The 14,548-nt window shown below is 73.6% G+C and carries 14 protein-coding genes; 4 read left to right on the forward strand and 10 right to left on the reverse strand.

The genetic code is table 11. The annotated features are described in order from the left end of the window. Nucleotides 1–36: 36 nt before the first annotated feature. Complete coding sequence (locus ACTOQ3_RS36345) at nt 37–384, forward strand: hypothetical protein (RefSeq protein WP_440088031.1); 348 nt, start codon at nt 37–39, stop codon at nt 382–384. Nucleotides 385–511: 127 nt separating this feature from the next. Here the strand turns inward: ACTOQ3_RS36345 and ACTOQ3_RS36350 are convergent, their stop codons facing one another. Together ACTOQ3_RS36350 and ACTOQ3_RS36355 are read right to left on the reverse strand one after the other, a co-directional pair. After that, nucleotides 512–1,489 carry an aldo/keto reductase gene (locus ACTOQ3_RS36350; RefSeq protein ID WP_440088033.1) on the reverse strand — a complete coding sequence of 326 codons (978 nt, stop codon included), beginning with the start codon at nt 1,487–1,489 and terminating at the stop codon, nt 512–514. An 88-nt stretch (nt 1,490–1,577) separates the two neighbouring features. Beyond that, nucleotides 1,578–1,835 (reverse strand): DUF1918 domain-containing protein, encoded by a 258-nt coding sequence (locus ACTOQ3_RS36355; RefSeq protein ID WP_440088035.1) that lies wholly within the window; start codon nt 1,833–1,835, stop codon nt 1,578–1,580. Nucleotides 1,836–1,946: 111 nt separating this feature from the next. On the opposite strand from ACTOQ3_RS36355, the gene ACTOQ3_RS36360 reads away from it, so the two are divergent. Then, nucleotides 1,947–2,324, forward strand: coding sequence for an ArsR/SmtB family transcription factor (locus tag ACTOQ3_RS36360; protein ID WP_440088037.1), 378 nt, complete (start codon nt 1,947–1,949; stop codon nt 2,322–2,324). 120 nt (nt 2,325–2,444) lie between these two features. Here the strand turns inward: ACTOQ3_RS36360 and ACTOQ3_RS36365 are convergent, their stop codons facing one another. From ACTOQ3_RS36365 to ACTOQ3_RS36385, 5 genes are all read right to left on the reverse strand, one after another. Then, the gene (locus ACTOQ3_RS36365) at nt 2,445–2,897 is read right to left on the reverse strand and encodes a VOC family protein (protein ID WP_440088039.1); all 453 of its coding nucleotides are present in this window, start codon (nt 2,895–2,897) and stop codon (nt 2,445–2,447) included. Between the two features lie 74 nt (nt 2,898–2,971). Continuing rightward, nucleotides 2,972–3,886: an ABC transporter permease gene (locus tag ACTOQ3_RS36370; RefSeq protein ID WP_440088041.1), complete on the reverse strand. Its 915-nt coding sequence runs from the start codon at nt 3,884–3,886 to the stop codon at nt 2,972–2,974. Beyond that, the gene (locus tag ACTOQ3_RS36375) at nt 3,883–5,082 is read right to left on the reverse strand and encodes an ABC transporter permease (protein ID WP_440088042.1); all 1,200 of its coding nucleotides are present in this window, start codon (nt 5,080–5,082) and stop codon (nt 3,883–3,885) included. The genes ACTOQ3_RS36370 and ACTOQ3_RS36375 overlap by 4 nt, the downstream gene beginning before the upstream one ends. Beyond that, on the reverse strand, nt 5,079–6,728 hold the full coding sequence (locus ACTOQ3_RS36380) for an ABC transporter ATP-binding protein (RefSeq protein WP_440088044.1): 1,650 nt from the start codon (nt 6,726–6,728) through the stop codon (nt 5,079–5,081). Before ACTOQ3_RS36380 ends, ACTOQ3_RS36375 begins: the two co-directional genes overlap by 4 nt. Nucleotide 6,729: 1 nt before the next feature. Then, the gene (locus tag ACTOQ3_RS36385) at nt 6,730–7,839 is read right to left on the reverse strand and encodes a BMP family ABC transporter substrate-binding protein (RefSeq protein ID WP_440088045.1); all 1,110 of its coding nucleotides are present in this window, start codon (nt 7,837–7,839) and stop codon (nt 6,730–6,732) included. Nucleotides 7,840–8,109: 270 nt separating this feature from the next. Between ACTOQ3_RS36385 and ACTOQ3_RS36390 the strand changes: the two genes are divergently transcribed. After that, nucleotides 8,110–8,622, forward strand: a complete 513-nt coding sequence (locus ACTOQ3_RS36390) for a ribosomal protein L7/L12 (protein ID WP_440088047.1) — start codon at nt 8,110–8,112, stop codon at nt 8,620–8,622. 100 nt (nt 8,623–8,722) lie between these two features. Here the strand turns inward: ACTOQ3_RS36390 and ACTOQ3_RS36395 are convergent, their stop codons facing one another. Further along, complete coding sequence (locus tag ACTOQ3_RS36395) at nt 8,723–9,469, reverse strand: FadR/GntR family transcriptional regulator (RefSeq protein ID WP_440088048.1); 747 nt, start codon at nt 9,467–9,469, stop codon at nt 8,723–8,725. A gap of 279 nt (nt 9,470–9,748) precedes the next feature. Here ACTOQ3_RS36395 and ACTOQ3_RS36400 point away from each other — a divergent pair, with 279 nt between their 5' ends. Next, nucleotides 9,749–11,128 carry an APC family permease gene (locus ACTOQ3_RS36400; protein ID WP_440088050.1) on the forward strand — a complete coding sequence of 460 codons (1,380 nt, stop codon included), beginning with the start codon at nt 9,749–9,751 and terminating at the stop codon, nt 11,126–11,128. Between the two features lie 37 nt (nt 11,129–11,165). Here the strand turns inward: ACTOQ3_RS36400 and fdhA are convergent, their stop codons facing one another. Further along, complete coding sequence (fdhA, locus tag ACTOQ3_RS36405) at nt 11,166–12,389, reverse strand: formaldehyde dehydrogenase, glutathione-independent (RefSeq protein ID WP_440088051.1); 1,224 nt, start codon at nt 12,387–12,389, stop codon at nt 11,166–11,168. 202 nt (nt 12,390–12,591) lie between these two features. Then, a complete protein-coding gene (locus tag ACTOQ3_RS36410; protein ID WP_440088052.1) occupies nt 12,592–14,514 on the reverse strand; it encodes a SelB domain-containing protein in 1,923 nt (640 codons plus the stop codon). Between the last annotated feature and the right edge of the window lie 34 nt (nt 14,515–14,548).

Consider the following 14,548-nt stretch of genomic DNA (forward strand, 5'->3'; position numbering starts at 1 on the left):
GAAGCAGCGTGCCCTGGTGGCGATCTGGAACCGGCGGTGGCGAGCGGGTTGCTGGCCGAACCGCCTGGCGGCCCCGACTACCGCTTCTCCCACGCCCTGGTGCGCGACGCGCTGCTGTCCGGGCTCGGCCGCCTGCCGCGGGCCCGGCTGCACCTGCTTGCGGGCGAGTGCCTGGAGACCAGGCCGGGCACCGAGCCCGCCACGCTGGCCCACCACTTCGCCGCGGCCGTCAGGGTCGGCGGCGCGGCCAAGGCGGTGGAACACGCCTCCCGCGCGGCCGGCCGGGCCCGGGAGCACGCCCGCGAGGCGGCCGAGACGCACCGGCGGCTCGGCCTCGCCTACCTGGAGGAGCGGAGCCTGCGGCTGCTGGCCCGCCTGAGCTGATCCGGCCTGCCGGCTCCCGGCCGCTCTGGCCTGTTCCCTCAGCCGCTCCGGCCTGCTGGCTCCCGGCCGTTCCCTCAGCCGCTCCGGCCTGTGCCGGACCGCCTTGGTCTCCGGGCCGTCCGGTGGGTCACCAGCGCTGGTGGACCTGCGGACGGATCAGCTCGTCGTAGATCTCCCGCACGCCCGCGAGGGTGGCCTCGGGCAGCGGGTCCACGGCGGCGGCGGCCGCGTTGGCGCGGGCCTGCCCGGGGTTGCGGGCACCGGGGATGACCACGGAGACGCCGGGCTGGTCGATGATCCAGCGCAGCGCGAACTGCGCCATGGTGGTCTGCGGCGGCACCAGCGGGGCCAGGCGGCGGACCGCCTCCAGGCCGGTGGCGAAGTCGACCCCGGAGAAGGTCTCGCCGACGTCGAAGGACTCGCCGTGCCGGTTGTAGGTACGGTGGTCTTCGGCACCGAAGACGGTGGACTCGTCGTACTTGCCGGACAGCAGGCCGCTGGCCAGCGGGACGCGGGCGATGATGCCGACCCCTGCCTCGGCCGCCGCCGGGAGCACCCTCTCCAGCGGCTTGAGCCGGAAGGCGTTGAGGATGATCTGCACGGTGGCCACGCCCGGCCGGGCGATCGCGGTCAGCGCCTCGTCGCAGGTCTCCACGCTCACCCCGTAGGCGGCCACGCGACCCTCCTGGACGAGGGTGTCGAGGTCGTCGAAGACCCTGTCGGTCGCGTAGACCGGGGTGGGCGGGCAGTGCAGCTGCACCAGGTCGAGGGTGTCGACGCCGAGATTGGCCCGGGAGCGGTCGGTCCACGCCCGGAAGTTGTCCAGGGTGTAGGCCGACGGCTCCTGTGCGACGCGGCGGCCCATCTTGGTGGCCACGGTGAGCCCCGGCCTGGCCTTGATCAGCTGCGAGACGATCTGCTCGCTGCGCCCGTCGCCGTACACGTCGGCGGTGTCGACGAAGGTGACCCCGGCGTCCACGGCGGCGTCGAGGGTGGCCAGGGCCTCGTCCTCGCCGACCTCACCCCAGTCGGCCCCCAGCTGCCACGCGCCGAGCCCGACGACACCGATCCGCCTGCCTGTTCTTCCCAATTCGCGCTGTTCCACATCAGCGATCGTAGCCCGCGCGACGCATCGGGAATCACCGGCACCCGGGCGTGGCAGGCAGGCGGGACGCGCGGCGCGGGCCCCGGACCTACCTCGGCACGCTCGGCATCACGTGGGCGTCGGGGCCGGGGAAGACGAGGCTTTCGTGCTCGTCGCCCTCCCAGCGGACCACGTAGGGCGGGCTCCCGTCCTCGTGGCGTAGCTCGATGATGAATCCGATCTTGCGGGGAGCGCCGTCGTGGGCGCTCTCCACGATCAACTTGTCGCCTACGGTTGCCTTCACTGTGGCCTCCTGGATCAGCTGGATCAGCAGGGTGCCGGCTCTCCGGCCGTCCTCCCCTTCCATGCCATCACTCCGTGGCGCATTCGTCCAGGTCAGGAGCATGACAAGGTCGGCCGGACCGCCCCGTAGGCTTCAGACTTTACTTATATAAGCCGATCCTGAGACAGTGAGGTCATGCACGCGCTCGACGTTCTCGGCGATCCGGTCCGGCGCCGGATCCTGGAGCTGCTCGCCGACGGCGAGCTGGCGGCCGGTGAGATCAGCGCCGTGGTGCAGGAGGAGTTCGGGATCTCACAGCCCGGCGTCTCCCAGCACCTGCGCGTGCTGCGCGACAACGGGTTCGCGACGGTACGCGCCCAGGGGACCCGGCGGCTGTACGCCGTCGATCCGGCCCCGCTGCGGGAGGTGGACCGGTGGCTCGACCGCTACCGGCACTTCTGGAACCAGCACCTCGACGCCCTGGGCACCGAGATCGCGAGGGGAAGGCGGGAACGTCGCCTCAGGGAGGCGGAGAACCCGCCGGCTCCGGACGTGGCCGGGCACGGCCCCTGACCCCCGTCCAACGCCCCCTCGCCTCCGGCCCCCGTCCGTCTCCCCCTTCGCGCCCATGACCACGTCGGACTCCCCCGCCGAGAGCCCTCTCCCCAGGAAGGGGGATCCGGATCTCCCCGCTCAGGAGGGGTCCGCCCACAGCCTGCGTACCGTGGCGAAGACCCGCTGGTTGTGGGAGATCTCGACGACGTTGCCGTCGGGGTCCTTCAGGGCGCAAATGTAGCCGACCGGGTCGGGCATGTCGCGGGGCTCCCAGTGCAGGCGGCCCAGCTCGCGCGCCCGCTCGGCGATCTCCTCGACGTCGGCGCGCTCGGGCACCTCGATGCCGAGGTGCGCGAACGGCGTCAGCAGCCCCAGCCGCCCGCCCCTGTCCTTGTCGAACGAGACGAGCACCAGGACCATCGGGGTCTCGGCCTGTCCCTCGTTGGAGAGCCAGGCGCTCTCCCCGTCGGCGTCCTGGAAGCGCTCGACGACCACCAGTGGCGTCAGCGAGGTGTAGAACGCGATCGCCTCGTCGAGATCGCCCGTGGGCAGGGCGACATGCGTCCACCGCGCCCGGGTCAGATCACTCATGAGGATCCTCCGCTTCCTTGGGGCCGATCCGGGCGATGTGCGCCGACCCGGCCGGCCGCCGGTGTCCGGGACCCTCAGGTGGGGCCCCGTTCGAAGGGCCGTCCCAGCGCTTCCGGCTCGCGGCGCCGGTTCGTGAAGAGCAGCATCGCGAGCAGCGCGACCAGGTACGGCGCCGCTATCAGCAGTTGTGAGTTCAGCGTCAGGCCCAGCGCGGGCAGCGCCAGGCGCATGGCGTCGGCCAGGCCGAAGAGCGCGCAGCCGAGCAGGGTGCGTCCCAGCCGCCAGCCGCCGAAAATCACCGCCGCGATGACGATGTACCCACGACCGGCCGTCATGTTCTGGTTGAACGAGCCGACCTCGCCGACCGCGAGGTACGCGCCGCCCAGCCCGGCCAGCGCGCCGCACCACAGCAGTGCCTGGCGGCGGCGCGCGTTGACCCGGATGCCGGTGGCGTCGGCGGCCCTCGGACGCTCGCCGACCGCCCGCAGCTCCAGGCCCCACCTGCTGCGCTCGACCAGCCACCAGGTCAGCGGGACGATGACGACCAGCAGGTAGACCGGCCAGCGCTCGACGAACAGCGGGGCGCCGATCAGCGGGATGTCGCGCAGCCAGGGGACGCTGACCTGCGACACCTGGTGGGAGCCGAAGTCACTGATCGTGATCAGGTAGCCGGTCAGCCCGAGGACGAGGGCGTTGAGCACCAGGCCGGCCACGAAGGTGTTGATCTCCAGGCGGTGGGAGAGGTTGCCGTGGACGAGACCGACCAGGAGCCCGATCAGCACGCCCGCGACCAGCCCGGCGGTGGCGCTGCCGGTGGCGTCGGCCGTGGCGACCGAGCCGAACGCGGCGCCCAGCATCATCGCCTCGACGGAGATGTTCATGGTCCCGGCCCGCTCGGCGAGATACTCCCCGCACGCCGCGAAGGCCAGTGGCACGGTGAGCCGTACCCCGCTGGACAGGATGGTGGAGACGTCGTCCGCGGCGATCATCGGCCGGCCCCCTCCGCGACGGGCGCGGGGCGGTGCCCGGCGCGCGCGGCGCGGACGCCGCTCCCGCGGCGCCGGAGCACGGCGATGACGGCGGGCGGGGCGACGAAGGCCAGCACCAGCAGGGCCTTGACCACGTCCACGACGAACGGGGGCACCCCGGTCGCGGCGAGGAAGCCGCCGCCGGAGCGCAGCACGCCGAACAGCAGGGCGACGGGTATCGCCGGCAACGGCCGGTTGCGGGCGATCAGGGCGACCAGCAGGCCGTCCCAGCCGATGCTCATCGCCATGCCGGGCTGCAGCCGGTGGACTCCCACCGGGCTGGTCAGCAGCACGGCCCCGGCCAGCCCGGCGAAGGCACCGGAGACGGCCAGCGCCGCGCCGCCCAGCGCGCCGGCGCGCACCCCTGCGTGCCTGGCGGCGAGCGGGTTGAGGCCGAGCATGGTGAGCCGGAACCCCCACCGGGTGCGGGCGATCACCGTCGCGACGATCGCGGCCGCGGCCACCGCGATCGGCAGGCCCCCGTTGACCTGCAGGTCCGGGTACTCCCCGATCGAGCCGAGCAGGGCGCTGTCCGGCAGCGGGTTGGACTGCGGCGCGACGACGGCGTCGCCGACCCGCGACTCCCGCAGCAGCCACGGCGTGTTCACCGCGAACGCGACGAGCTGCTGGGCGACGAAGGTCATCAACAGCGTGCTGACCACGACGTCGACGCCGCGCAGCCGGTACATCAGCGAGCTGAGAGCGGCCCACGCGCCACCGGCCAGCGCGGCGGCCGCCAGCACGGCCACCAGCAGCGCCGGGCCGGTGACCGCCAGGCGCAGGCCCACCCAGGCGGCGAGGAGGGCGCCGACGAGCAGCTGACCCTCCTGGCCGATGTTGAACACGCCGGACCTGGCGCTGACGCACGCGCCCGCGGCGACGAGCAGCAGCGGCGCCGCGTACAGCAGGGTGGAGGTCCAGGCCGCAGGGTCGGCCACGCTGCCCTGGAGGAGGGCCCGCACCGACGCGAGGGGGGAGCCGCCGGTCACGGCGACCAGCAGCGACGACAGGGCGAGCGCCGCGGCCACGCCCGCGACGGTCGCCAGGGCGGTCCACCGGCCCGGCGCGCCGGGACCGGGGACGAGGAGGGCGAGCAGGCGGCGGCCGGACGGGTCCGGGCCGGGATTTCGGCTGGGGCTTCGCGGGGTTCCGTTCACGCGGCCACCCCGCCCACCAGCATTCCGAGCCGCTCGGCCGTGGCCTCCCCCGCGGGCAGGACGCCGGTGATCCTTCCCGAGGAGATCACCGCGATCCTGGAGGCCAGCGTCATGACCTCCTCCAGCTCGGTGGAGATCAGCAGCACGGCCGCCCCTCCCGCCGCGACGTCGCGCAGCCGCCGGTACACGTCCTCGGTGGCGCCCACGTCCAGCCCGTGCGAGGGCCGTGCCGCGACCAGGACGGCCGGGCGGGCCGAGAGCTCACGGGCGAGCACGACCCGCTGCCGGTTGCCTCCCGACAGGTCGCGCACCGGGGTGTCCGTCGACGGGGTGACGATGCCGAACTCGGCCACCAGGCGGCGGGCCACGGCGCGCACCTTTCCCCGGTCGAGGAACACCCGGCCGCTCACGGCGTCCAGCGACTTCATGACCAGGTTCTCGGCGACGCTCATGTCCAGCACCAGCCCGGAGCCGTGCCGGTCCTCCGGCACGACGCCGAGCCCGGCGGCGTGCAGCGCCCCCGGGCGGTGCGGATCGACCGGCCGCCCGGAGATCTCGACCGACCCGGAGTCCGGTACGACGAGCCCGGACAGCAGGTCGCCCAGGGCCGACTGGCCGTTGCCCTCGACCCCGTACAGGCCGACGATCTCACCGGGGGCGACGTCCAGGCTGAGATCGGACAGGACGGGCACGCCGTCGAGGGTGAGGGTCAGGTCACGCAGCCGCAGCGCGGGCGCGGGCGCCGGGACCCCCGCCCTCCTCTCGTCCGCCTCACCGGTTCGGCGCTCCTCGGTCGCCGTCTCGTTCGCCGTGGTCTTCCCGGCCGCGGACCCGCGCGCCCCGAGGGGGCCGGCCGGCAGCAGGCCGAGGGCGGCGGCCTCGGTGCCCAGGGAGACCTCCCTGCCGACCATCCGCCGGGCCAGCTCCCGCGGGTCCGTCTCCGCGGTGGCGCTCCGGAAGACGACCCTCCCCCCGCGCAGCACGGTCACCCGGTCGGTGGCCGTGGTGATCTCGTCCAGCTTGTGGCTGATCAGGATGACCGCGCGGTTCTCCGAGCGGACCGCGCGGCGCAGCACGCCGAACAGCTCCGCCGACTCCGCCCGGGTCAGCACGGACGTCGGCTCGTCGAGGATGAGCACCGCCGGGTCCCGGCGCAGGCACTTGATCAGCTCGACCCGCTGCCGCTCGCCCGCGGAGAGCCGCGCCACCCTGGCCAGCGGGTCCACCGGCAGGCCGTAGCGCCGGGAGATCTCCCGTACCTGGTCGCGGGCCACGGCCTTGTCGATCTTCCCGGTGTCGCCCAGGATGACGTTCTCCCAGACCGTCAGCGGGTCGACCAGGCTGAAGTGCTGGTGCACCATGCCGATGCCGAGCGCCGCGGCCTCCCTCGGACCGCCGATCTCGACGGGCTCGTCATGGCGCAGGACGGTTCCGGCGTCCCGCCGGACGAGTCCCGTCAGGATCTTCATGAGCGTCGACTTGCCGGCCCCGTTCTCGCCGAGCAGGCCGTGGATCTCGCCCTGGTGGACGGTGAGGTCCACGGCGTCGCAGGCGACGACCGGGCCGTAGCTCTTGCTGACTCCCCGCAGCCGGAGGGCGGGCACCGGCGGCGGGGTGAGGTCCCTCGCCCCTTCGTCTTCCGTCACGTCAGGAACCGAGCCTCTTCACTTCCGCCTTGGGGTCGATCCTCCCGCTGCCGACGTCGGCGATGAACGTCTTCAGCCTCTCCTCCTGCTCGGGGGTGGGCTCGCAGATCCTCACGGTGGGGAACGGGTCGACGCCGAGCCTCCAGACCTTCTCCACGCCCATCCGCAGCTTCGCCTCGGCGAAGTCCTCCAGCGCGGCCCCGAAGTAGTCTCCGGGGCTGAAGAGCACCGAGATGTCGAACGTGGGCGCGGTGGAGGCGCACCGGTCGGTGCCCGGGGTGAGGGTGAGCACGCCGTTGGCGTCGGCCAGCTCCGCCGACGCGTCGGTGGCACCGCCCAGGTAGGGGTAGACGACCTTGACGCCCTGGCTGATCTGGGCCTGGGTGGCCTCCTTGGCCTTGGCCGAGTCGTTGAGGTCGCCGCTGTAGGTGACCGTCAGCGTGGCCTCGGGGACCACCAGCCGGATGCCCGCCCGAAAGGCCCTGGCCGCCGCGGTGGTGAAGTCGACCTCGGGGCCGGTCACGAACCCGGCCTTGGTCACGCCCTTCTCCTTCATCAGCAGGCCCGCCGCGTACCCGGCGGCCAGCAGGCTCTGGTCCGCCTCGTCGGTGGAGAGCATGATCCTCGGGGTCTGCGGGATGTTGTCGGACGAGGGGACGTACCAGGCGGTGCCGGCGCACGCCGGCTCCTCGGAGGCGGGGATCGCGTCCCTGAGGTCCGCGGCGCCCAGGGCCACCATGTCGACCTTCTGCCGGCACAGCGCCCGCGCGGCGTTGAGCGCCTCGCTGGGGTTGACGCCGCCACGCTTGATGATCGTCCAGCCCTTCGAGGTGGCGAACCCCTCCGCCGTGTCGACGAAGCTCTGGTAGTAGCCCTTGTCGTTGATGTCACCGGGGCTCAGCACCCCGATGACGACCTTGCCGTCGCCGTTGACGTCCGGCTGGCCCGCGAGCACGGTGCCGCCGTCCGCCCTGGCTCCGGTGCCGGCCGGGGCGGGGGTCGCGGCCCGGGGTGCCGTGGCGTCGCCGCTCGCGCACCCGGCCAGCGCCACCGAGGCGAGACAGGCGGTCAGCGCGGCCGTGACCCGGCCCGTTCGATGGAATGCGGCCATGACGATCCTCTCGATCTGATGCGCACGCGCCGCCCACGGGGCGCGGGTGGGGAACGAACCCTGGTCGCGGGAATGGGGGTACGGGCTTGCTGCGGGCAGGTCGGGACGCTGCCATGTGGACGCTGCCATTTAACAGCCGCGGCCGTCCGTCGTGTCCACCGCCCGGCGGCGGAGGGAGAACTCCCGGCGGCGGGCCCCGGCCGGAAAACCTCCCGCTCCGGCTCGCCGCCGCCCCGCACGACCCGCGTGGATCCGGCGTACGATGCGGGCATGCCGAACCTCGGGCCCGTTGAGCTGCTGATCATCGCCGCCCTGCTCGCGGTGGTCCTGGCGATCGTCGTCGGTGCCGTCAAGGCGGCCGGGAACGGCGGCCGGGCGGTCTCCGGAGGCCGGGCGCCCGTCGCGCCGCTCACGCCGTCGACGTCCCAGAGGCTGTACGAGACCGTCACCGGCCTGACGCGCCAGGGGCGCAAGATTCAGGCGATCAAGGAGCTGCGCCAGTACACCGGGCTCGGCCTGAAGGAGTCCAAGGCGATCGTCGACGCCGTGGCCGCGGGGCACGACATGTGGAGCCATCCCCTCATGGGCGGTTTCCGCCCCGCCCGTCCCATGGTCCCGCCGGGCGCCGGTGCCGCGGGTGCCGCCGCTGTCACCGGCCCCGACCTGGCCACTCGCGTGCGCGAGCTCAAGGCCGCCGGCCGCGCCGAGCAGGCGATCTACCTGGTGCGCGGCGAGACCGGCATGGGCGAGCACGAGGCCGAGCTGTTCGTCGACGCCCTCTGAGCCCTCCCGGGTGAGCCCTCCCGAGCTCCCTGTCCCCTCCCGAGCCGCCCCCCTCCCAAGCTCCCAGCACCCCTGCGCTCTCCTCGGGACCGTGGAGCGCTCAGTCCGGTCCGGCCGGCCGGTCCTCGGCGTCGGCGAACATGGTCCGGTGCAGCGCCTCGACGTGGCGGCGGGTGATCTCCACCGCCCTCAGCGGGTCGCCCGCGGCCAGGGCGGCGACGAGCTCGGCGTGCCCGCGGTTGGACTCGCGCAGGTGGTCCAGGGGGAAGGGCAGGTAGTAGCGGCAGAGCTCCCGGGCGACCGCGCCGTACTGCTCCACCGCGGACGGCAGGCCGGTGGCCGCGGCCACCTCCATGTGGAAGCGCTCGTCGCAGGGGCGGAACTCGGCCCAGTTGGAGGCGCGGTCCATGCACGCCACCAGCCGTTCCAGCTCCTCCAGCCGCCGCGGGCCCGGGCGCGTCGCGGCCAGGTGCGCGATGCCGCACTCCAGGAGCAGCCGCTGGTCGATCAGCCGGTGGACGTCGGCGGCGGCCGACCGGTAGGCCTCGATCTCGCGTACCCCGCCGGGCGGAGGCCGCTCGGCCACCAGGGTGCCGCCGCCGCGCCCGCGCCGCCGCTCCAGGACGCCCTGGTCGCAGAGTGAGACGAGCGCCCTCCTTACGGTGATCTCCCCGACGCCGAGGGCGCGGGCGATCTCGGCGGCGGGCGGCAGCCGCTCCCCGGGTCTCAGCAGGCCCAGCTCGACGGCCATCGCGATGCGGGCCCGGACCGTGTCGAGCGCGTTGAGCCGCCTGATGCCGACCAGGGCGGGGGCTTTGAGCACGATGTGGGGGCTGCCGGACGACATGCCACCACCGTACTCATCAAAAAATAGATCATAGTGATCGAAATTGCTTTAAATGCTCATAATGAGATATTTTTATTTCTTGTCGGGAAGCAGGCGTGCCATGTCGCGTCTCCTCCCCACAGCACTCGCCCAGGCGGCTTCCCGGCGGGCCGGGAACGGCTTCGTGGTGTTCGACGTCCCGGGGCGGGCCGGCCGGTGAACCTTCCCTTCCGCCGGGGACGGACCGATCCCTCCCGCCGGCCTCCGGCGGGAGGCCGACTCATCGGGAAGAACCTCGCCATGCCATCCAAAGGACCAGTTCTGTGGCGTGCCCTGACACTCGGCGAGGTCGTGCTGTTCGGCCTGGCCTACCTGACGCCGCTGATCGTCCTGGGCATCTTCGGCATCGTGTCCGAGACCACCGGCGGCGCGACCGCCGCCGCGTACACGCTCGCGCTGGTGGCCATGCTGTTCACGGCCTTCAGCTACGGCAAGATGGCCGCGGTCCACCCGATCGCCGGATCCGCCTACACCTACGTGCGGCGGACCATCGACGCGCGGGCGGGTTTCCTGGTGGGCTGGGCGGTGCTGCTCGACTATTTCTTCCTGCCCATGGTCATCTGGCTGATCGGCGGCGCCTACCTGTCGGCGCAGTTCCCCGAGGTCGCCTCGTGGGTGTGGATCGTCCTGTTCATCATCGTGACGACCACGCTCAACGCGATGGGCATCAAGATCGCGGCCCGGGCGAACCTCCTGCTGATGACCGTCCAGATCGCGGTCCTGCTCTTCTTCGTGCTGCTGTCGATCGGCTACGTGGCCGGCTCGTCGGGGCCCGCCGCACTGTTCGACCTGGCGCCGTTCGACAACCGGGCCACCACGGTCCCCGGCGTCGCGGCGGGGGCCGCCATCGCCGCCTACGCCCTCCTCGGCTTCGACGCCGTCACCACCCTCGCGGAGGAGACCGTCGAGCCGGAGAGGACGATCCCCCGGGCGATCCTGCTCACCGCGCTCGTCGGTGGCGTGATCTTCATCGTGGTCGCGTACTTCACGCAGCTCGTGCATCCCGGCGGCCTCTTCGAGGACTCCTCCTCGGCGGCCTTCGAGATCGCCGGACTGATCGGCGGCAGCCTGTTCGGCGCGGTCTTCCTGACCGGCCTGGTCGTCGCCCAGTTCGCCTCCGGCCTCGCCGCGCAGGCCGGCACCTCGCGGCTGCTGTACGCGATGGGCCGCGACGGGGTGCTGCCCCGCAAGGTGTTCGGCTACCTCCACCCCACGTGCCGCACGCCCGTGTTCGGCCTGGTGATCACCGGTGCCGCGGGCCTGATCGCACTGCGGCTGGACATGGCCACCTCCACGTCGTTCATCAACTTCGGCGCCTTCATCACCTTCGCCTTCGTCAACTTCAGCGTCATCGCCCACTACGTCAGGGAACGCCGCGCGGGCCGGGCGCCGGGGGTGGTGCCGTACGTCCTGGTCCCGGCGATCGGGGCGGGGGTCAACCTGTGGTTGCTCAGCCGCCTCGACGCGCACGCCCTCACCCTCGGCCTGATCTGGCTCGGCCTGGGCCTGATCTATCTCACCTGCCTCACCCGCGTGTTCCGGCGGCCGCCGCCCGACCTGGAGTTCGCCGAGGAGGCGCCCGTCATCGCGGGCACCGCCAACGACCCGCGCCTGTTCTGACAGCCCTGCGGCCCCGCGGCGCGGCCCCGGCCCCGGGTCAGCCGGTCGTGCCGAGCACGCCGTTCGGGTCGAGCACGAACTTGGACGCGGCGCCCCGGTCGAAGTCCGCGTACCCCTGGGGCGCCCGCTCCAGCGGGATCGTCACGGCGTTGACCGCCTTGGCGATCTGCACCCTGTCGTTCAGGATCGCCTGCATCAGGTAGCGGTTGTAGCGCATCACGGGGCACTGGCCCGTGCCGAAGGCCAGCGACTTGGCCCAGCCGAGGCCGAGCCTGATGGACAGCGCCCCCCGCTGCGCCGCCTCGTCGCGGGCGCCCGGGTCGCCGGTCACGTACAGGCCGGGGATGCCGAGCGCGCCGCCCGCGCGGGTGACCTCCATGAGCGAGTTGAGCACGGTGGCGGGCTGCTCCCTGGTGGAGTCGCCGCCGTGGCCGCGGGCCTCGAAGCCCACGGCGTCGACGCCGCAGTCGACCTCGGGCTCGCCGAGGATCTGCTCGATCTGGTCCCTCGGCTCGCCCCGCGACACGTCGACGGTCTCGCAGCCGAAGCCGCGGGCCTGCTCCAGGCGCTCCCTGTTCAGGTCGCCGACGATGACCACGGCCGCCCCGAGGAGGAACGCCGAGACGCCCGCGGCGAGCCCGACCGGTCCCGCGCCGGCGATGTAGACGGTCGATCCGGGCCTCACCCCGGCGGTGACGCAGCCGTGGAAGCCGGTCGGGAAGATGTCGGTGAGCATGGCCAGGTCGAGGATCTTCTCCATCGCCTGGTCCCTGTCGGGGAACTTCAGCAGGTTCCAGTCGGCGTAGGGCACCAGGACGTACTGCGCCTGCCCGCCGACCCAGCCGCCCATGTCGACGTAGCCGTACGCCCCGCCCGGCCGCTCGGGGTTGACGTTCTCGCAGATCCCGGTCTTGCCCTCCTTGCAGTTGCGGCAGCGGCCGCAGGCGATGTTGAAGGGTACCGAGACGAGGTCGCCCACCTTCGTGAACTCCACGTCCGAGCCGATCTCGACGACCTCGCCGGTGATCTCGTGGCCCAGGACGAGCCCGAGGGGCGCGGTGGTGCGGCCACGGACCATGTGCTGGTCACTGCCGCAAATGTTGGTCGCGATGGTCTTGACGATCGCACCGTGCGCCACCTTGCGGCCCACGTTGGCCGGGGGCACCCCCGGCCCCTCCTTGAGCTCGAACCCGGGATAGTCGGTCTCCTGGACCTCCACCTTGCCCGGCCCCTGGTACGTGACGACCTTGTTGCTCGGCATGACGTCCTCCTGTCTCCTCGTGGTGCCCTTCCGCGCGACGCCGGCGGAGCGGGCGGTCATCGTTCGCGAGGGGACGTGAGGGAGACTGTGGCCACCGAGTCCGAACAAGGATGATTTCTCACCTTTTTTCACCATATACCTGCTGGTCGCGGCGGTATCGGGGAGCCGCGCCTCTCCGGGACGCCCCCGGCGAACCGGATGATCAGCGTGGCATCGGGGACCGCCGTCCGGCACGGGCCGGGCAGTAGCGGTGGACCTCGTCGGCCCGCTCGGTGAGCCCCCTGCGGTCGAGGTGTTCCAGGAGCGGCACCGCGACCCTGCGGCTGGTGCCGAGGGCCTGCCTGGCCTGGCTGACCGTGAACGGCTGCGGCAACCGGGCGAGCAGCCGTCCCGCCAGGACGTCCGTACCGGGCAGCAGCACGATCCCCTCGGCCACCCGCAGCAGCGCCCCCGCCCGTACGGCCGCCGCCAGCTCGCGGGGCCCCAGCCCCAGCTCGGCCAGCCGGCCCGCCTCCGGCGCCAGGAAGGGGCGCGCGGACAGCTCGGCGCCGAGCCGCTCGACGGCCCGGACGACCGGCGCGGGCAGCGCCGCGTGGCCGGCGGGGCCGCTCACAATCCGCCCGGCGCCGAGGGCGAGCGGCGGGCGGACGAGCGCCTCGACCAGCCGCCGCTCGGGCAGGGCGAGCTCGTGACGGGCCGCCTCCACCGGCATGCCCGGCTCCAGCGGATGCGCCGAGGCGTGGCGCCGCACCACCTCGGGAAGACGCTGAGCCAGCCTCGACCAGTGCGCCGGATCGGCGTGCCAGTCGCCGCACACCGGCCTTCCCGGGGCACACCCCATGGCCGCCAGGTCTCCGGTGCGCAGCAGGAGGTGGGTCCGCAGCAGGGACGCGGCGTCCGGTGGAGCCTCCGCCAGCTCGGCCGCCCGCTCCCGTGCCGCGCCCCGGCGGCGCAGCCCCGGCGGGCGCGGGTCGAGCACGCTCGCCCGCGCGAGGACCCGCACCTCGCCCCGGCCGCGCCCGGGATCGCGCAGCAGCAGCACGTCGCCCGCGTGCAGGGGGAGCCGTCCGGCCAGGCGCAGCCGGGCGATCCGCCCGCCGAGCGGCCGTACGGCGCACACCACCGCCGCGGAGCCGATGTGCGCGGTCAGCCGTCCCGGCAGGTCACCGGCGTCCCAGCCCCCGGCGGGCGGTGGAAGGCCCCGCTCCCGGGATCCCCCCGCCCGGGCACGCCCGCCCTCCCGCCACGGGCCCCCGCCCACGGAGCCGTCCGCCCCGGGGCCACCAGGCCGCCACGGATCCCCGCCCACGGATCCGGCCGGGCTCAGGCGCACGTCGACCAGGTCGGTGTACGTCCACCCGCCCGGGGTGACCAGGGCCAGGCCACGCCCGGCGGCGCCCTGGCCGCGCAGGTTGAGCGCGACCCTGGCCACGCCGGTCACCGAGGTCACCGGCTCCTTCAGGCACTCCATCGCCCGCACCCGCGCGGGCACGCCGTCGAGGTCCAGCTCGTCCCCGGCGCTGACCGTGCCCGCGGGCAGGGTCCCGGTCACCACCGTCCCGCTGCCGCGTACGGTGAACGCCCGGTCGATCCACAGCCGTACCGGCGCCCCGGGATCGGGTACGGGCAGCCCGGCCGCCAGCCGGTCCAGTGCCCGCCGCAGCTCGTCGAGGCCCTGCCCGGTGCGCCCGCTCACCGCCAGCGCCTCGGCCCCGCCCAGGCCGCCCGCCGCCAGGCGGGCCCGTGCCCGCTCGACGGCCGGGGCGGGGTCGGCGAGATCGGCGCGGGTCACCACCAGCAGGCCGTGCCGCACCCCGAGGGCCTCCAGCGCCACCAGGTGCTCCTCCGACTGCGGCATCCACCCCCCGTCGGCCGCCACCACGAACATGACGGCGGGCGCGGGACCGACCCCGGCCAGCATGGTGGCGAGAAAGCGCTCGTGACCGGGTACGTCGACGAAGGCCAGCCGCTCCCCCGACGGCAGCTCCGTCCAGGCGTGGCCGAGCTCGATCGTCAGCCCCCGGCGCCGCTCCTCGGCCAGCCGGTCGGGCTCCATCCCGGTGAGCTCCCGCACCAGGGTGGACTTGCCGTGATCGACGTGGCCCGCCGTGGCCACGACGTGCATCAGCCGCCCGCCCACGCCGCACGCGCCGACCGGC

Origin of the sequence: Streptosporangium sp. LJ11, assembly GCF_051918945.1 — a bacterium.
In the GTDB taxonomy this organism is placed as follows: domain Bacteria; phylum Actinomycetota; class Actinomycetes; order Streptosporangiales; family Streptosporangiaceae; genus Streptosporangium.